Source organism: Paenibacillus glycinis, assembly GCF_009909185.1.
GTDB lineage: Bacteria > Bacillota > Bacilli > Paenibacillales > Paenibacillaceae > Paenibacillus_Z > Paenibacillus_Z glycinis.
On record NZ_JAAAMV010000023.1, the window covers coordinates 171,379 to 189,630 of the forward strand.

An 18,252-nucleotide genomic window follows, 5' to 3' on the forward strand; every position below is an offset into this window, starting at 1 on the left:
ATCCTTCGCCGCAATCGCCCGCGCCCGTTATTTGCGCTGCTGCAGGCGGTCCAGCAGCTTGCGCAGCGCCGCTTCGATCTCGGCCGCGCTGTCCTCGTACACGTGCAGCGGACCTCCGAACGGATCGGCAATGTCGAAGCTCGGGATGGAAGCTTCCAGCTCCAGCAGCCGCCGGCGTTCCGCGTCCGTCAATTGTCCGCCGAGAGCCTGCTTCATCTGAAAATCCGTATAGAGGCTCTCCAGCTCCGCGATGCGCCCCAGCCCTTCTTCGTCGCGGTCGACGAATTCCAGCAGCGTGTACGTCTTGTCCACGGCGCTCGGAAATCGCTGCAGCAAGTGGCGTTTATGGCTGGCGGTCATCGTCAATATGAGATCGGCCCACGTCACGGAGCCGCTTTCGAGCGCGGTGGAGCCGTTGTTATGGCGGATGTCCCGGCGCCGCAGCACCGATTGCGCGTGCGTCGATACGGGCAGGCCGTCCACGGTCGAAACGCCCGCGGAGCGGACCTCCAGCGACATCCCTCGCTTCTGCGCCAAATCCCGAAGCATCGCCTCCGCCATGGGCGAACGGCAAGTGTTGCCGGTACATACGAACAAGATCCGTTTCATGCGAGAACCTCCTTCAGGTGGGCTTCAGAATTCAAAACAAGATGAGCAGCCCGAACGTCAATAAAATCACGCCGCCGACCGCTTCGCCGTAACCGCCCAGGCTCGAGCTGACCCGGCGGCCGATCAGCAGGCCCGAGATGGACATGACGCCGCCGGCGAGGCCGAACAGCAGCACCGCCAGCAGCATATCCACGGCAAACATGCCGAGCGACAACCCGACGGAGAAGGAATCGATGCTGACGCTGAGCGCGAACAGCAGCATTCCCCAAGCGCTGCGGTGATTGATCGACGGAACCGCATCCCCGCGCAGCGAGCTGTAGATCATATGGCCGCCCAGCAGCAGCAGCAGCGCGCCGCCGGCCGAAGTCGCCACGCCGCCGAGCAGCGTGCCGACGTATTTCCCCGTGAAAATGCCCATAAGCGGCATCATGACGTGAAAAAGCGCGATAATCGCGCTCAGCTTGAGGACATCAAGCAGCCGAATGCCTTTGAGCCCGATGCCCACGCCCAAAGAAAAAGCGTCCATCCCGAGCGCCAACGCGATCACGATCAGCGTCAGCAGCTGTCCGGCCTGCAGGCCCGCCTCAACCATGCCATCCACTCCCTGTCCATTATCTCATCCAAGCATATGCGGACAAGACGGGAAAGATGACGGGACGGCGGGACAAGCGGCAAATCAGGCGCGAAACGCTCGCGGGACGGCCGGAGAAGCAGGCCGGCGACTCGTATCCGGAAGCGGCGGCGCACGCAGCGATTCGTGCGGATGACGTCAATGCCCGATGCTCGTCGATGGCGGTTCAATGTTAGTATACCATCGCTTCCGGCCGACTCCCCGCAACGTGAATTTTGCGCCTTGGCGGCCGATCGTCCGCTGCCTTAGACGCGGACGATCGCGTGGCCGGCCGCCTTGGCCAGGCGGTTCATGAGCGCGTGCCCGATGCCCTGCTCGGGACATGTCTCCGCCCAGATGCGCTGCACGCCGCGGGCGTCGAATTCACGCAGCGCGGCATATAAGCCGTGGGCGGCCGTGTCGAGCCGGGCCAGGCTGCCCATGACGAGCACGCAGTCGGCGTCGTACCCGGCGGCATGCTCGGCGAAAGCGAGCACGCCGGTGCGCTCTCCGGCCGCGCGCGCTTCGCGAACGGAAGACCCGATCCAGGCGGTCACCGCCGCCGGATCGCCTTGAACCAGCTGCATCTGCCCTTGCGGCGCGTAGTGCGCGTACTTCATGCCGGGCGAGCGCGGCGCCTGCACGGCGCCCGCATCCGCTGCGCCGTCGGGCGCGGCCACGGCATCATAGACGACCGCGGCCCCGGCTTCGCGCAAAGCCTCGGCGGTCACGCCGCCCGGGCGCAGGATGCGCACCGTGCCGCCGTCCACCACCTCGATGACGGTGGACTCCAGTCCGACGCCGGCCGCGCCGCCGTCGACGATGCCGTCGATGCGTCCGTCCAGGTCGCCCTGCACATGCGACGCCAACGTTGGGCTGGGACGTCCCGAGCGGTTCGCGCTCGGCGCGGCGAGCGGACAACCCGACTGCGCGATGAGCGCGAGCGCGACGGGATGGGCGGGCATCCGCACGGCCACGGTCTCGAGGCCGGCGGTTACGCGCGGCGACACCGCGCCGGGCTTCGCCGGGAGCACGAACGTCAGCGGTCCCGGCCAGAACCGGTCCATCAGCCGCTCGGCGAGCGCGCCGGCGCCCGCCGGTTCAAGCGGCAGCGTCAACGACGCCAGCTCCGCGCGGTCCGCGATATGCACGATGAGCGGATTATCCGACGGCCGGCCTTTGGCCTCGAAGATACGCTCGACCGCGGGCGTGCTCCGCGCGTCGGCGCCCAGCCCGTAGACGGTTTCCGTCGGAAACGCGACGGTGCCGCCCGCCTTCAAAAGCTCCGCGGCCGCCCGCAGCCGCCCGGCATCCGGCGTACGGCCCTCCACGCTCCACAAGCTTGTGTTTCTAACAGGTATGTTCACTTTCGATTCCCCGGCTTCTGCTGAATAGCTTCGTTTTATTTCTATTATACCATACGCGCCCCCGCGCGAAACAACGCGGCGCGCCGATGTGCGCCCGGTTCCCGCTTGATCGCGCACCCTCTTCCCCATTCGAAGCATTCGAGAGAAAAACGATGCTGCCGAATGCATGTATGCGCTTCAATTGACTGCTTTCGCCCGGAATCGCCTTGCGCCGTCTTTGACTTGTCGCGTTCGCGGCGTTATGCTACATAAGCTATGTTTATATGTCATTGGAGACATATAACGATCGAGGAGGCAATTATTCATGCAAGATCCAGCCACGGCTTCAAGCAAACCTGTTCGCATCGTGCCGATCATGATCGCCATATTCTTCGGCAGTTTCGTCTCGGTGCTTAACGTCAGCACGATCAACATCGCGATTCCGGTGCTGACGAATCAATTCCACACGGAGCTCAGCACCACGCAATGGACGTTGACGGGCTTCATGCTCGCGATGGGCACGTTCGCGCCGATTACCGGCTATTTCGGCGAGCGGTTCAGCTACAAGCGTCTCTTCCTGTTCGCCATGACCGGCTTCACGCTCGCCAGCATCTGCTGCGCGCTGGCCTGGAACGTGGAATCGCTGATCGCGTTCCGCATCCTGCAGGGCGCGTTCACCGGCATGATCTCGCCGATCACGATGGCGATCGTGTACCAGATCATCCCGCGGGAAAAGGTCGCCATGGCCATCTCCTTCTGGGCGGCCTCGTCCATGCTCGCGCCGGCTATCGGGCCGACGTACAGCGGCTGGCTGCTCGACAACGTAAGCTGGCACTGGCTGTTCTTGCTGAACGTGCCGATCGCCGTCGTCGGCATCATCCTGATCAGCATTTACATTCCTTACTATCGGCTGAACGTGCCGAAGAAATTCGACCTGATCGGCTTCGTCACGGTCATCATCAGCAGCTCCACGCTGCTCGTCGCCTTGTCGCACGGGAGCGAATGGGGCTGGGGCTCTTGGCAGACGGTCACGCTGTTCGCCACGGGCGTCGTCTTCCTCGGGCTGTTCATCTGGCGCGAGCTGGCGACGGACACCCCGCTGCTCAATCTGCGGGTCTTGAAAATATCCCGTTACAGCGTCGCGCTGCTGATCACGAGCATCATTACGATCAGCCTGTACTCCGGCACGTTCCTGACGCCGGTGTTCCTCCAGAACATTCAGAACGTCACGCCGCTCGATACGGGGCTTATCCTGCTGCCGGCTTCCTTGGCGATGGCGATCATGATGCCGTTCGTCGGCAAGCTGTACACCAAGACCGGCCCGCGCGTGCCCCTGGCGATCGGCATCATCCTGATGTTCATCGGCACGGTACCGCTCAGTTGGCTGAGCATCGACATTTCTCACAAGTACATCATCTTCTGCATGATCGTCCGGAACATCGGCATATCGTTCGCGATGATGCCGGCGAGCAACGCGGGCATGGAAGCCGTGCCGAAGCAGTACAGCGGCCACGCGTCCTCGCTGACCAACTGGGTCCGCAACGTGCTCGGCTCGTTCGCGATCGCCGTGTTCACGTCCCTGCTGACCTCGCGGACCGCGAGCCACGCGAAGGATTTCGTCCAATCCGGCGTGACGGACCAAAAGCATATCACGCTCATGTCCGTCACGATGAGCGTCGACGACGTCTACTTCATCGCCTCCATCATCGCGCTCGTCGCGCTGCCGGTCGCGCTGTTCATTCCGAAGCTGAAGCGCAAGCCCGAAGAAACGGTAGAGCAAGCGGCTTAAGCTCGATTCGGTTTTCCGGCTAATCCGCGTTAAAGATGCTGGATCGTCGGCTTGTTGCTCGGACGCGCTCAGGATCCTAACCGGATATGCAATAAAAACACGCGATACAGATATGCAGCTAAATACGAAAGGCTCACTCGCGAATCGCGCGAGCGAGCCTTTTTGTTTTTAAAACAAGTGCTTGAAGAAACTGAAGATGGACTTGAGGAACTCCCAGAGGAAGAATTTCACTTCCGGTTGTTTCGGCGTGCCGTCCTGGTCGGCATGCTGCGATTGTTGGCTTTGGTCAGCGTTTGATTTCACGTCGCCGCCGGCCTTGACCGCGCCGTCTTGCTGCTTGCCGCCGGCTTGCGCCGCCGCGGCCGTCGTTGCCGTCGCCGCCGGCGTCGAAGCTTCGCCGCTTACGGCGTCCACGAAGCACAGCGGCGGGAACAGGACGCACCACCAATTCTGGCCCGCGCCGGCGCCGAGGGTGATCCGGAGCGCTTCATAGTTGCCTGCAGGGTACACTTCCGTGCCGTATATTTTGGTGGGGAACGGCACGATGCCGAGCTCCGCCTTGTAGCCGTAATGGAAACCGCGCGCCGCCAGCTTCGCGGCGATGATCGTCTCGATATCGCTCATATGCGCGCGGATCGTGCCGCGGGCTTCTTCGATCGTTTGCGGGCCTGCGACCCAGGTTTTCATTTCTTCGACGACGGCGTCGCGCACCTCGCGCTTGACCAATTGATCGGACGCGCCGTCCGAGTTGGCCAGAATGCGCAGCCGGATGGACTCCGAAGGGATGCTGCCGCCGGCGATCGCCGCGTCGGCGCGCTGGTTTTCCCAGCTCATCAGAAGGATTGCCGCAATCAGCAGCACGTAGCCGTACACCGGACGATAAGGAAAGCGGGAATGAGTGCGGATCATTTGACACAAGCTCCTTTGTGGCACCCGTCGGTGCGGCGGCTTGCGTTCCGGAACGATAATACTCCCATTATGTCCGGCGATGCGGCTCTCTAAACCTCGCAATCCCATGAAAACGAAATGAAAACGCCGAGAGGGAAAAACGCGAAAAAGACGTCCCGTCCAGGACGCCTCCAGCGGCATAAACACGCGGTTCCCGCATGAGATTGGCATGCGGCCGCGCCTATCGGAATGGCTATGAATCTAGCGCTTCTATTCAATCGCCAGCACGTGCCGGTCGATGCCCGCGTAGTCGGGGATGATGCGCACCTCGCGCCATGCGCCGATGCCGCGAAGCAGATCGGCGACGGCCTCCGCTTGGCCGATGCCGAGCTCGAAGCCGACGATGCGCGGCATCGCGGAGAGCCGCGCGAGCTGCTCGGCCATGCGCCGGTACGGCGTCAGGCCGTCGTCGCCGCCGTCCAGCGCGAGGCGCGGCTCATGATCGCGCACCTCCGGCTGCAGGCCGGCAATGTCGCCCGCCGGGATATACGGCGGGTTGGAGACCAGCACGTCGATGCGCAGGCCGGCCACGCCGTCCCCGGCCGCTTCATCGAGCGCCTCGGGCCGCGGCCGCGCGAACGGCCCGAGCAGGTCGCCCTGCACGAACGTCATGCGCGCCGCCGCCCCATGGCGCGCCGCGTTCGCGCGGGCGACCGCGAGCGCGTCCGGCGACAGGTCGGACGCGCATACCCGCCATCCCGGACGCAGCGCCGCCAGCGTCACGCCGATGGCACCGCTGCCCGTGCCGACATCGACCACCGTCGGCACGCGATCATCGGCGGCGGCGCCGCCAGGCACGGCCTGCTCGCAGAGCGCCATGCCGCCTGCGCCATCAGCGACGCCAGCTTGGCCAGGCGCAGCGGCACCCGCGGCCTCCGGCCACAGCCGATCGGCCGCTTCCAGCACGGCCTCCACGAGCAGCTCCGTCTCCGGCCGCGGGATCAGCACCGCCGGCGTCACCGCGAACGGCAGGCCGTAGAACCACTGCTCGCCGATCAAGTACTGGACCGGCTCGCCCGCCGCCTTGCGCGCCAAGAGCGCTTCCCACGTCGCGCGGCGCTCCGCGGGAAAAGGATCCCGCCAATCCCGCAGCAGCGCCGCGCGATCCAGCCCCAGCACATGCAAGAGCAGCAGCTCGGCATTATTCCGCGGCTCCATAATGTCCCGTTCCTTCAGCATGGATGCCGCCCGCAGACAAGCTTCCCCGATCGTCTCCGGCAGCGTGCGTTCCGGCGCACCCGCCGTCTCGCCGGCTGTCCTCGCCAGCGCATCGCCGCTTGCCGCAGCCGCTATGCGCAAGGCATTCCCTGCCCCTGGCTCCCCGGTGCCGCCGGACGATGCCGCAATTGCTGCCCCGTCGCGCCGATGCCGTTGCGCCGCGTCTTCCGACAGGCCGTCGCCGTCCAGGGCCTCGACGCCGTCCGCGCCGTCTTTCCATTGCTCCGTCATTCTCGCACCATCCCCACTCCGTTCATGACTCCCGGCCGCCATGCGGCAAAAACGGGAGCATGCCCGGGGAGAACGCTGAAACTCATGTTCAGCATTGATCCCCTAGGCCGCTCCCGTTGCGTTCGCTTATGCCGTTCCAGCTTACGCGAGGTTCTCGCGCTCCATCAATTCCGTCTGCGCCGTCAGCGTCAGCGCGTTGATGATTTCTTCCATATCGCCGTTCAGCACGGAATCCAGCTTGTGCAGCGTCAGGCCGATGCGGTGATCCGTTACCCGGCTTTGCGGGTAGTTGTACGTGCGGATCCGCTCGCTGCGGTCGCCCGTGCCGACTTTGCTCTTGCGTTCGCCGGCGTACTTCGCCTCTTCCTCTTGACGGTGCATATCCGAGATGCGCGCGCGAAGCACTTGAAGCGCCTTCGCCTTGTTCTCGTTCTGGGACTTGCCGTCCTGGCATTGCGCCATGATGCCCGTCGGCACGTGCAGCACGCGCACGGCGGACTTGGTCGTGTTGACGGACTGGCCGCCCGCGCCGCTCGAGCAGTACGTATCGACGCGGATGTCTTTATCCAGAATCTCGACTTCGACTTCCTCGACTTCCGGCATGACGGCGACCGTCGAGGTCGACGTATGGATCCGTCCGCCGGATTCCGTGACCGGAATGCGCTGCACGCGATGCGCGCCGCTCTCGTACTTCAGCTTGCTGTACGCGCCTTTGCCCGTCACCATGAAGATAACCTCTTTGAAGCCGCCGAGATCGCTCTCGTTGGACTCCATCAGCTCGATGCGCCAGCCTTGGGCGTCCGCGAATTTCATGTACATGCGGTACAGATCCGAAGCGAACAGCGCCGCCTCGTCGCCGCCCGCGGCGCCGCGGATCTCGACGATGACGTTCTTGTCGTCGTTCGGGTCCTTCGGCAGCAGGAGGAAGTGAATCTCTCCTTCCAGCTCCTCTTTGCGCGCGCTCAGTTCGTCGATTTCCATCTTCACCATTTCGCGCATGTCGTCGTCGAGCTTCTCGTTCTGCATGGCTTTCGCATCCTCGAGCTGCTCCGACACTTGCTTGTAATCCGTATATGCCGCGTAAGCGGGCTGCAAATCCGACTGTTCCTTGGAGAATTCGCGCAGGCGCTTCGGATCGCTGGCCACATCCGGATCGCATAATAATTCGCTCAGCTTCTCGTAGCGGTCGGCGAGTGCTTGCAAACGGTCCAACACTGTCATTCACCTCTTGGTTATTAGAATGAATCCATTCTTCGTCTTCTTAGTATAACATAACGCGCGGCAATCCATAAACGTTACAATTATGGAGAAATGGAAGCCTGCCGCATCGCTTGCGAACCGTCAAAAAAAGGTCTTCCGCGCGCGCTTGACCGACGCGGGACTGACGAAAGTCCCGATCGGTCGCGCAGACGCATTCGCGCCCCGCGGAAGACCCTTAATTATTCGCATGGCATGAAAGCCGAAATCAATTGGTCATTTCGTTATAGCTCGTCACTTCTTCCACGGCCAGACGCACGGTTTGACGGCCCGGGTTCAACGCTTTGCCGACCGCGATCAGCATGATCGGCAGGTATCGCTCGCCGACGCCGAAGGTTTCTTTGAACTTCGCGGCGTCGTAGCCGCCCATCGGCACCGTGTCCCAGCCGCGCGCCCGCGCCGCAAGCATCAGCTGCATGGAGACGAGTCCCCCGTCCGTCGCGACGATCTTCGATTTCACTTCCGACGAAAGCGAGGAATACATGCCGACCATGCGCTCCACGTACGCTTTAGCCGTGTCGGCAGGCATGAAGCCCGCGTCGACCGTGCGGCCGTAAATCATTTCCGCCAGCGTGTAGGATTCCAGGTCGCCCAGCACCGCGATGACCGCGGAAGCGTCCGCCACTTGCTGCTGATTGAACGCGATCGGCAGCAGCTTCTGCTTCTGCTCCTCGGAGTCGATCACCAGGAAGCGCCACGGCTGAAGGTTCGAGGACGATGGAGCCAAGATGGCATCGCCAAGCAGGGCGTTGATGTCCTCGCGGGAAATTTTGAAGCTCGGATCGTACGATCTGACGGAACGGCGCTCGCGGATCACCGCGGAAAAAGCTTGTTCTTGCACTTGGGAATTAGTCATTATGAGTTCCTCCTCGAAATGTTGTCTGTGGAAAATATCGCACAGTATATGGCACTAAAAAATCGTTCTACGCGATTCAGGTCCAAACAGCTAACTGTTGCATTTATTGCACAGTATAATGCCGAATCGCCTTGCTGTCAATCGGCGGATTTACCCGTGCCTTCGCAACGATTGGCGCGGTCGGCCAAGCCCCCGAGCGTATAGGTTCCGAGCAGCGCTTTGAGCGATTTGTCCATCTCGGCGGCAAGCTCGGAGAAAATCGCGTTCATCTCCTGGCCGAACGGGTTCGAGCCCGTCGTATCCTTGATGCCGCAGCGAAGCGGATCCGCGACCTGCAGCGCGTCGAAGATATCGGCCAGCGATATCGCGTGCGGGTCCGTGCGCAGCCGGTAACCGCCGTCGCGGCCTTCGCGCGTCTCCAGGATGCCCTCTCTCGCGAGGATGGCGAGGATGCGGCGCAGCAAGGTCGGCTCGGACTGCAGATGCAGCGCAAGCTCCGCGCTCGGGCAGGTCTGGACCTGATCCCGGGACAAAATGACAAGTGCCTGCAGCGCAAGCCCGAACCATTTCGGATGATTGGACCCCGACCCCGCGCATTTCTCCATGTTCATTTTGAATCCCTCCTTCAAGCTTGGCGTGCTTGAATTGTATCGAATACGCGCGCCGCCAGCAAGAGGAAATTTCCTGCTTTCATGCATCGGGCGCGGGCTTCCCGCAGAAGTCGAGTACGGCGCGAAGCCGGTAGGGCTCGGCCGATTCAACAGGCGCGCGCGTCGGATATGAACAAAAGACCCGGTTCCCCGGGTCCTGTCGATCACGATTATCAAAACGAATCCTTACACGTTGAAACGGAAATGCATGACGTCGCCGTCCTGCACGATGTATTCCTTGCCCTCGAGGCGAAGCTGCCCGCGCTCTTTGGCCGCGTTCATCGAGCCCGCCGCCATCAGATCGTCGTACGACACCACTTCCGCGCGGATGAAGCCGCGTTCGAAATCCGTATGGATGACGCCGGCCGCCTGCGGCGCCTTCATGCCCTTGCGGATCGTCCAAGCGCGCACTTCCTGCACGCCGGCCGTGAAGTACGTGTACAGGCCAAGGAGCTTGTAAGCCGCGCGAATAAGGCGATTCAAGCCGGACTCCGTGAGACCGAGCTCTTCGAGGAACATGTCCTTGTCTTCGCCTTCCAGCTCGGCGATCTCGGACTCCACCTTCGCGCTGATCGGCACGACTTCCGCGCCTTCCGCTTTCGCGAATTCGCGGACGAGGTCCACGAAGCCGTTGCCGTCGGAGTTGGCCGCTTCCCCTTCGCTGACGTTCGCCGCGTACAATACCGGCTTCATCGTAAGCAGGTGAAGATCGCGAATGAGCGCCTGCTCTTCGTCGGAGAGGTCCAGGCTGCGCGCCGGCATGTCGTTGTACAGCGCTTCTTTGACGCGCTCCAGCGTTTCCACCTCTTGGGCTACTTTCTTGTCGCCGCCCTTGAGGTTTTTGCGGGAACGCTCGATTTTGCGGTCCACCGAGTCGATATCCGCCAGGATCAGCTCGAGGTTAATCGTGTTGATATCGCCGATCGGATCCACTTTGCCCGAGACATGCGTGATGTTGTCGTCCTGGAAGCAGCGCACCACGTGCACGATCGCGTCGACCTCGCGGATATGCGCCAGGAACTTGTTGCCGAGGCCCTCGCCCTTGCTCGCGCCTTTCACGATGCCCGCGATATCGATGAATTCGAACGCCGTCGGCACCGTTTTGTTCGGCACCACCAGCTCCGTCAATTTATCCAAACGCTCATCCGGCACCTCGACGACCCCGACGTTCGGGTCGATCGTGCAGAACGGATAGTTCGCGGACTCCGCGCCCGCTTGCGTAATTGCGTTAAACAGCGTCGACTTGCCCACGTTCGGCAAACCTACGATTCCAGCCTTCAAAGCCATGCCGTACACCCCTGTTCCGTATTAAACAATCTCACGCCATTATACCCGAAGCATGGCCGGATGGAAAGAAGGTTTGCCTGGGAGAACGGGGATCCGGGCCGGAACTTTCCGAACGGCAGCGCCCGTTTTTCTTTGATCGGCTCACATGAACAGCTTGGAAAGCAGCGCCACGATAATCACGTAAACGGCGATGCTGCTCCCGATGAAAGAGAACCGGCGCTCCCTGGACACTCGGGCGATCTCCAAGCCCGCGAGCAGGTTCATGGCCAGCGCCGACAGCAGCACGATGGATAGCGCCGCGAAGGAAAGGCCCATATTGACGAAAGCCAGCATCCCGGCCACGACGAAGCCGGCCGCGAACGTATATTGCGCGCCGCCGACGTAGGTCGCCAGCTCCCGGACCGAGAGCTTCCGGCCGCCCTGCCAGCTGCCGACGAGCCACAGCGTTGTCAGCAGCGACGCGAGCGAGATCACCGCGAGCACGAACAGCCTTCCGGTCAGCATGGAGCCGATCGTTCCGGACGTATCCCAGACATCCGTCAAGCCGCCGAAGCCGCCAAACCATCCTCCGAACAGCGAATCGATCTTCTTGCCGATCATCCAGACCCAGATCATAAAGCCGAGGATCGACGCGACCAGGCCGATCGCCCCGTAGATCCAATCCTTGCCCGGCTGCAGATTTTCGGCATGCTGCGGATTGCGGACCAGGGCCAGCATTCGATGGACATCCACCTTGAACGCGGCGGCTCCAGGCAAGCCCGGGTTGCCGCGATTGCGCGCCGAACCGAACCCGGCCGATGCCGCAGCCGTCTCTTGGCAGGCGTGCACCTCGCCATCGATCGTTTCCTGGCCGCATTGCATGCAATAATTCATCGTTAATAAGCCTCCGATTCGTTCATAGTCGTGATGTCTTAGTAAAAATTGCCATGATTAGACATTGAAGCCCATTATAACGAATCGAAAATGTCGAAGTATGTCGCATCCTGCAGCCATACGCACTTTTTACAATCGCTGCCATGAGCGGCGGACAGTAACGGCCGTCCCGCGCCTCCGCATGCGCCCCGCTCAACGCGCGCATACTATTTCCCGGAGGTGATTGTCGGCATGGAAAACCAAACCCACGAAGGCAACTACAAGGGCACGACCCGCATGAAGGCGAAAAACCAGGATATGGCGTTCGTCAACGACGTCCTCGAGGATGCCAAATCCGTCACCAACTACAGCAGCGTAAAAAAGAAGACGGATAAGTAAACAAGCCGGCGCCCGGCGGGTTATCCGCGAAAAAGGCGAATCCCATCCCTGTCGCGACAGGGATGGGATTCGTCCTTTTTATTGCGCTGCGTGCGTTAAAGCAAACATTGATTAATGCATAAGCAGTAACGTTCGCGTTCTTGTTCAGCATCGTGCGAAACGAAACTTCGGCGGCGGAACGAGCGCCCGATCCGGATCTTGCGCTTCGGTCCGGGGCGGTATCCAACAGCTTCGTGTCCCTGCATCGCTGTATCGCCTTTCCTCCGAGAGCTCCGACGTTGCCCGCTCCATGGATCTGCCGCTGCTCTCCCACGACGAGCCTAAAGGACGTCTTGTCAGGTCTCCGGAACCTATGGACTCCTTTTCTCGCCGCTCTTGCTCCCCTTGCTCGCAACGTTACTGCCCATTCCCCGCCGCGCCGGTATAAATATGGACCGCATCCCTCAGGAACTCGGCCGTTCCCGGCTGCTTCGCGTCGTAATACGCCTTGAACCGCTCGTCGTCGACGTACATCTGCGCCAAATTCGCGTGCGCTTCCTTGCTGTAGGCATCCCAGTGGAAGGTCAGCCATTGCCGGTGCAGGTCCGCCGCCCTCTGCGCGAGTTGGCCCGCCGGATCGCCGGTCTCGAACGCTTCCGCGAGCGTATCCGTCACTTCCTGCGTCAGCCGGTTCAACCGCTCATGCTCCTCCTGCGTCATGCCTTTCAGCTTCGCGTTGGATTTGTTCACGGCCTCGTCGCCGTATTTCTCCCGCGCTTCCTTGCCGTACCGCTGCTCGTTCTCGTCGATCATCCGCTGCTTGAAGCCCTCGAATTTCGCTTGATCGCTCATTTCCGTTCTCCCTTCGGCCGATGCGATCGTCGTCTCCACGTTCGCGATAAGCGCATCGAGCTGTTTTCGTTTAGCGAGAAGCTGTTCCCGGTGCCGGAGCAGAGCCGCCGCGCCGTCGAAGGACGGATCGGTCACGATCGCCCTGATGCTGTCCAAGCTCACGCCAAGCTCCCGGTAGAACAGGATCTGCTGCAGCTTGTCGACCTCCGCCTGCCCGTAGATCCGGTAGCCGGACGAATTGGTCCTGGCCGGCTTCAGGATGCCGATCTCGTCGTAGAACCGCAGCGTCCGCGTGCTGATTCCCGCGAGCCTGCCCAGCTTTTGCACGGTGTATTCCATGTTCTTCGCCTCCCGACAACCTCACTCTACACCTTTACGTTACGTGAATGTCAAATCGATCTTGCGTGGAAAATAAATCCGGCATTCGCCGCCTGCGACCGGCCTGCCGCCGCAGCGAATGGGCAAACCAAAGACCCGGCGCATCCCCTGCGCCGGGTCGCGTACTTATAGCCGAACTCCTTATACCCACGCGTCATTCGAGTAGCCGCGTTGTTCCCAATACCCGATATGGTCGCCGTCGATCAGCTCGATGCGGTTCAGCCACTTCACGGACTTGTACGTGTACATCTTCGGCACGACGAGCCGCACGGGTCCGCCGAGGTCGCTCGGAATCGGCTTGCCGTCGTGCATGACGGCGACGAGGATGTCGTCCATGTTCGCCTGCTCCAGCGTGAGCGCATCCGTATACACGCCGTCGCCGGAGTAGAATTTGACCGTCTTCGCGCCCGGCTGAACGCCCGCCATCGCGAGAAAATCCTTGAGCTTGATGCCTTCCCAGGTGTTGTTGTACACCGACCAGCCCGTCACGCAGTGAAAATCGCTCACCTGCACCTCGCGCTTGAGCGCCACGAACTGTTCCCAGTTCCACTGCAGCTTCTTGTTCACCAGGCCGTCCACCTTGAACGAGAACGTGCTGTTGTCGAATTTCGGAATCGGCGTGACCGTGTAGATCCGGAACGACCCTTTGCTGCCGCCCCCGATCGGCGGCATGGAAGCCGGCAGCGGCGCGGGAGCCGGAAACAGCTTGTTGGCGTCCGTCGCGACCGCCGCGTCGTAATCCGTGCCGGCGCTCAGCTGATTGCCGAGCCATTGCAGAAAGGACGGCCCCACCGTGATGGCGATCCCGGCGCCTATGGCCGTCTTGATGAAGCTGCTGCGCGACATGACGGCCGCGGGATTCGAAGCGGGATGCGGCGTGACGCCCTCGCCGTCCCGGCCCGTCTTCACGGTACGGCGATGCGGTTCCTTGAGCCATTTGAGCCGCGTGACGGAATGATAGATGATATACGGCAGGCCGACCCAGGTCAGCAGATCATGCACGACCAGCGCGTTGTTCGACCATAGCGGTCCGACGGCCCTGAATTGCCAAAGCAGCAAACCCGAGAGCAGCCAGCCGACGAGCAGCGCCAGCACGATGATCACGTTGACCCGCTGCGCCGTCTTCCCCCGCAGCTGCTTCCAATGCTTGCCGGCCAGCAGCAAGTAATACACGACCGGCACGAGCGATGCAATCCCCACGACGATATGTATGTAGCGGATAACCACGCGGCCTTCGCCAAGAATGCCCCGCCACAACCCTTGGAACAATATCAGCCCCGTAAACGCCAGCACGACGACAATCCAACCGTTCCACGTATGCAGGCTCGCCAATTTCTTGCCGTAGCCTTTCCTCACCTTCTGCAGCCACTCCGCCACCGGATCGGCCTCCTTTTCCGCGCATTCGCGTCCGCATGACTTTCCCTGCTTATTGTAACGTCGGGAACCACCTATTCGGTTCGATGTCTCGTTCAATTATCTTTAGTATACCGCTTAGCGCATCAATTCGCGAAGCAGACGAGGGACCCGCGCGAAGCGCAATCACTCACGCGAAGCAGACGAGGAATCCGAGGCGGCGCGAGCGCAAGCGCGAAGCGCCATCACTCCGCGAAGCAGACGAGGGAACCAAGGCGGCGCGAGCGCAAGCGCGAAGCGCCATCCCTCCGCGAAGCAGACGAGGGAACCAAGGCGGCGCGAGCGCAAGCGCGAAGCGCAATCATTCATGCGCAGCGCAAGCGAAGCCGGCCCAAATAAAAACGGGGCGAGACGAAGGAGAGCGACCTTGGTGTGAAACACCACGGAAGCGCTCATTCGTCTCGCCCCGAGTCCCGGGCCGGCAAGCTGCTCTACCCAGAGGGGGAGGGGGCAATGCCCCACATGTATTTCTGCCGCGCAGGTTTTGCGAATGGGAACGACTTTGGTGCGGAGCACCACGGGAGAGCCCATCGCAAAACCGGAGCATTAGATTTGGTTTTGGATTTTGTTTTTCAACGCGTCCTTCGACTGCAAGCCGACCATTTTGTCGACGGGCTGTCCGTCTTTGAAGACGATCAGCGTAGGGATGGACATGACGCCGAATTGGGATGCCAGTTCAGGCTCCTCGTCGACGTTGATTTTGCCGATCGTCGCCGTGCCGGAAAGCTCGGTCGACAGCTCGTCAACGATAGGAAGCTGCATTTTGCAAGGTCCGCACCACGGAGCCCAGAAATCCACGAGCGTTACGCCGCTCTCGATGCTTTGGTTAAAGTTATCTTTCGTCAATACTTGTGTCATGGTCAATCATCCTCTCTACAATAAGTTCGATGCTATGGGAAGGGGGGGAACCCGTCTCACCAAAAAAGGGACTCGGCGACGGCAGCTAACAATCGCTGCACTCCTTGATCTGGCCCAAAACGTCGGAAATCGTAATTCCGCCGAAATAAGCCTCCAACTGCTTCTCCGCCCTGCAGAAAATCCCGTCCATGACTTCCCGCATGTTGGAACCGACGACGCAATCCATGTCCGGATCGCCCGAGCACCAGCTCGGAATAACGGAGCCCTGCGCCATGAGCCGATAGATATCGGCCAAATTGACGACCGCCGGATCGAGCGTCAGCCGGTATCCGCCGCCCGCGCCTTCGCGCGTATCGACGTAACCGCCGCGTCTCAGACAGCTCATTACTTTGCGGATACGGGCCGGATTGGTGGAAACATTCTCGGCGATGGCCTCACTGGGCGCCATGCGCTCCGGCAAATAAGCCAAGTAAACTAAACTGTGGACGGCAATCGTGAATTCGCTGTTCATGGTTAACGGCACCCCGCTTTGTACTGTAATCATATCAGTTACAGTTGAAACTGTCAACGGCGGTTACCCTTTTATTTTGCAATAAAAACGAAAAGGCTATTCAAGCTCGAACAGCTTGAGCTGCTCCGGTTCATCCGGCGGCGGCGCAAGCGCGAAGGAGCCCCGCGGCGGCAGCTGGCCGAGCATGGCCATCAGCTGCAGGGCATTGTCGGCCGCGTCCCCGCCGGAATTGTTGTTGAACAGCACGCAAAGCTCGTCCGACAACCGCTCGAGACGCCGCAGGCGCGCAGCCCAATCCGCAAGCTCCGTCTCGTTGTACCGGTACAGGTAGCGCACGTCCCGCCAATTCGGCTGGCCCGCCGACACCCAGCCCTCCGCGTTGCGGCCGTGCAGCCGCACGATCGTCATGCCGTCGTCCGTCGCCGCCTCCACGATCGGAATCGATCCGTCCCCCGCTTGCGGTTCGTCGCAGACGGTATGAATCCACCCCTCCCTGCGGACAAACGCAAGCGTCTTCGCGCGCATGTCGTCCGAATACCAGCTCCGGTGGCGGAATTCCAGCGCGCACGGCACGTCGCCCATCCGCGCCTTCGCGGCTCTAAGCGTCTCGACGTTGCGGCGAACGCAATTGAACCACGGCGGGTATTGGAACAAGACGGCGAGCAATTTCCCGGCCGCGCGGATCGGCGCGATGGCTTCCAAAAAAGCCGCGAACATCGCATCGTCGTTCTCGAACGGCCGGCGCTCGCGCCCTCCGCGGTCATGGCCGGTCATGCCCTGGTACGCCTTGACCACGAACCGGAATCCCGGCGGCGTCTCGCTAGCCCACTTCTCCATAATATGCGGCGCTTGGATCGCATAGAAACTGCTGTCTACCTCTACTACCCGAAACCATTGCGCGTAAATCGGCAGCTTGCCGCGCGAAGCGCCCGCCTCCCGGTACAGCTCGGAATGGTCGCCCCAGCCGCATAACCCGATATCGATCATGCCTCACGCCTCCTTCGGCGGCCGCCCGCCTCCGCATCGTCTCCTTACCATTCTGCCTCGATACGGGTATATTCAACGCCTATCCAGCGAAACCTGCTGCGTGTTCTTCAAACGCCGGCTTGGTCCGCGAAACCTAGCGCCCGGCTTGAATGCCGACTGGCGGGGCAGCGAACGATTCCCTTCCGCGCTCATGAAGCAGGAATTGGATGAAGGCGCGCACCTGCTTCGAGATCTGCTCCTCCTGCCGGTAGACAAGACAAATATGGCGGCGGTTCACATGCCGGGGCAGGTCGCGCATGACCAATTCGCCGGATTCCGCCTCCCGCAGCACGCTGCGCTTGGGCAGCACGCCGACGCCGATGTTGCATTTGACGGCTTCCTTGATCGTCTCGATCGCCCCGAGCTCCATGAAGGAGCTCCAGGTCAGGCCAAGACCCGCCGCCCACTCGTCCGTCAGCTTGCGCGACGTCGACCCGGCCTCATGCAGGAGGAACGTCTGCGGCTGCAGGTCCGCCGCGGTCAGCTCGGCGCGACGCGCGAGCGGATGGGCGGGCGACAGCATCAGCTTCAGCTCGTCCTCCATCAGCTTCTCCATGACCAGGCCCTCGAGACGGTCCGACGGCAGCGATACGACGGCCGCGTCGATCTCGTATTTGCGAAGCATCTCCAGCAGGCTGTCTGCCTTCTTGACGCTGAGCTGGATGCGCACGCGCGGATGAAGGCTGCCGAATTCCGCCATGTAGGGCGGCAGGAAGTAGGTAGCAGGCGTATAGCTGGCGCCGAGCTTCAGCTTGCCCTCCCCCCGGTCCCGCCGCTCCTCCATCATCGACTCCACTTCCTCCATGAGCGCGACGATCCGCCTGGCGTAGGGCATCAAATCCGCGGCGTTCTCCGTCGGGAACAAGCTCCGCGACGGCTTATGGAACAGCTTCACGCCGAGCTCCTCCTCGAGCTTTCGGAGATGAAAGCTGACCGTCGGCTGCTTTAAGCCCAGCTTCTCCGCCGCCTCCTGCAATGTCCCTCCGCTGCATACCTCCACGAATACCCGTAACTGCTGCACGTTCACCTGCCGACCAGCCTCCTTCGCATTCTCTATTTCTGAATATAGATGCGATCTATGTTTATATCAATATGTATAGATGATATTTAACAAAACCTAGACGTCTCGTTAACGTTCGCCTGATACTTCTCGTCTAAATTGGATATAGACCATTAGACGGAG

Annotated in this window: 18 protein-coding genes; 2 read left to right on the plus strand and 16 right to left on the minus strand. The window is 61.5% G+C overall.

Features of this window, described 5'->3' with window-relative positions; genetic code table 11:
• Nucleotides 1–27: 27 nt before the first annotated feature.
• From GT019_RS23210 to GT019_RS23220, 3 genes are all read right to left on the minus strand, one after another.
• On the minus strand, nt 28–609 hold the full coding sequence (locus GT019_RS23210; RefSeq protein ID WP_161745809.1) for a low molecular weight protein arginine phosphatase: 582 nt from the start codon (nt 607–609) through the stop codon (nt 28–30).
• A 31-nt stretch (nt 610–640) separates the two neighbouring features.
• On the minus strand, nt 641–1,201 hold the full coding sequence (locus GT019_RS23215) for a manganese efflux pump MntP (protein WP_161745810.1): 561 nt from the start codon (nt 1,199–1,201) through the stop codon (nt 641–643).
• Nucleotides 1,202–1,485: 284 nt separating this feature from the next.
• Nucleotides 1,486–2,715 carry an L-threonylcarbamoyladenylate synthase gene (locus GT019_RS23220; protein WP_161745811.1) on the minus strand — a complete coding sequence of 410 codons (1,230 nt, stop codon included), beginning with the start codon at nt 2,713–2,715 and terminating at the stop codon, nt 1,486–1,488.
• Nucleotides 2,716–2,890: 175 nt separating this feature from the next.
• Between GT019_RS23220 and GT019_RS23225 the strand changes: the two genes are divergently transcribed.
• Nucleotides 2,891–4,354: an MDR family MFS transporter gene (locus GT019_RS23225; protein WP_161745812.1), complete on the plus strand. Its 1,464-nt coding sequence runs from the start codon at nt 2,891–2,893 to the stop codon at nt 4,352–4,354.
• A 168-nt stretch (nt 4,355–4,522) separates the two neighbouring features.
• On the opposite strand, the gene spoIIR is transcribed toward GT019_RS23225, so the two are convergent.
• The 7 genes from spoIIR to GT019_RS23260 form a co-directional block, all read right to left on the minus strand.
• Nucleotides 4,523–5,263, minus strand: coding sequence for a stage II sporulation protein R (spoIIR, locus tag GT019_RS23230; RefSeq protein ID WP_161745813.1), 741 nt, complete (start codon nt 5,261–5,263; stop codon nt 4,523–4,525).
• 249 nt (nt 5,264–5,512) lie between these two features.
• Nucleotides 5,513–6,511: a peptide chain release factor N(5)-glutamine methyltransferase gene (gene prmC, locus GT019_RS23235; RefSeq protein WP_407945097.1), complete on the minus strand. Its 999-nt coding sequence runs from the start codon at nt 6,509–6,511 to the stop codon at nt 5,513–5,515.
• 381 nt (nt 6,512–6,892) lie between these two features.
• Nucleotides 6,893–7,966, minus strand: coding sequence for a peptide chain release factor 1 (gene prfA, locus GT019_RS23240; protein WP_161745814.1), 1,074 nt, complete (start codon nt 7,964–7,966; stop codon nt 6,893–6,895).
• 250 nt (nt 7,967–8,216) lie between these two features.
• Entirely contained in the window at nt 8,217–8,864 is a 648-nt protein-coding gene (locus GT019_RS23245) for a nitroreductase family protein (RefSeq protein ID WP_161745815.1), read from the minus strand.
• A 137-nt stretch (nt 8,865–9,001) separates the two neighbouring features.
• Entirely contained in the window at nt 9,002–9,475 is a 474-nt protein-coding gene (locus GT019_RS23250) for an RrF2 family transcriptional regulator (RefSeq protein WP_161745816.1), read from the minus strand.
• Between the two features lie 225 nt (nt 9,476–9,700).
• Entirely contained in the window at nt 9,701–10,801 is a 1,101-nt protein-coding gene (gene ychF / locus GT019_RS23255; protein WP_161745817.1) for a redox-regulated ATPase YchF, read from the minus strand.
• A gap of 141 nt (nt 10,802–10,942) precedes the next feature.
• Complete coding sequence (locus tag GT019_RS23260; RefSeq protein ID WP_161745818.1) at nt 10,943–11,674, minus strand: hypothetical protein; 732 nt, start codon at nt 11,672–11,674, stop codon at nt 10,943–10,945.
• 231 nt (nt 11,675–11,905) lie between these two features.
• Between GT019_RS23260 and GT019_RS31630 the strand changes: the two genes are divergently transcribed.
• Entirely contained in the window at nt 11,906–12,052 is a 147-nt protein-coding gene (locus GT019_RS31630; RefSeq protein ID WP_201755540.1) for a hypothetical protein, read from the plus strand.
• A 396-nt stretch (nt 12,053–12,448) separates the two neighbouring features.
• Here GT019_RS31630 and GT019_RS23265 read toward each other — a convergent pair whose 3' ends face one another.
• From GT019_RS23265 to GT019_RS23290, 6 genes are all read right to left on the minus strand, one after another.
• Nucleotides 12,449–13,222, minus strand: a complete 774-nt coding sequence (locus GT019_RS23265; protein ID WP_161745819.1) for a MerR family transcriptional regulator — start codon at nt 13,220–13,222, stop codon at nt 12,449–12,451.
• Between the two features lie 180 nt (nt 13,223–13,402).
• Nucleotides 13,403–14,638 (minus strand): molybdopterin-dependent oxidoreductase, encoded by a 1,236-nt coding sequence (locus GT019_RS23270; RefSeq protein WP_161745820.1) that lies wholly within the window; start codon nt 14,636–14,638, stop codon nt 13,403–13,405.
• Between the two features lie 582 nt (nt 14,639–15,220).
• The gene (trxA, locus tag GT019_RS23275; RefSeq protein ID WP_161745821.1) at nt 15,221–15,532 is read right to left on the minus strand and encodes a thioredoxin; all 312 of its coding nucleotides are present in this window, start codon (nt 15,530–15,532) and stop codon (nt 15,221–15,223) included.
• A gap of 85 nt (nt 15,533–15,617) precedes the next feature.
• Complete coding sequence (locus tag GT019_RS23280) at nt 15,618–16,043, minus strand: RrF2 family transcriptional regulator (protein ID WP_161745822.1); 426 nt, start codon at nt 16,041–16,043, stop codon at nt 15,618–15,620.
• Nucleotides 16,044–16,139: 96 nt separating this feature from the next.
• Nucleotides 16,140–17,030 (minus strand): DUF72 domain-containing protein, encoded by an 891-nt coding sequence (locus GT019_RS23285; RefSeq protein WP_161745823.1) that lies wholly within the window; start codon nt 17,028–17,030, stop codon nt 16,140–16,142.
• A gap of 133 nt (nt 17,031–17,163) precedes the next feature.
• A complete protein-coding gene (locus tag GT019_RS23290; protein ID WP_161745824.1) occupies nt 17,164–18,096 on the minus strand; it encodes a LysR family transcriptional regulator in 933 nt (310 codons plus the stop codon).
• Nucleotides 18,097–18,252: the final 156 nt, after the last annotated feature.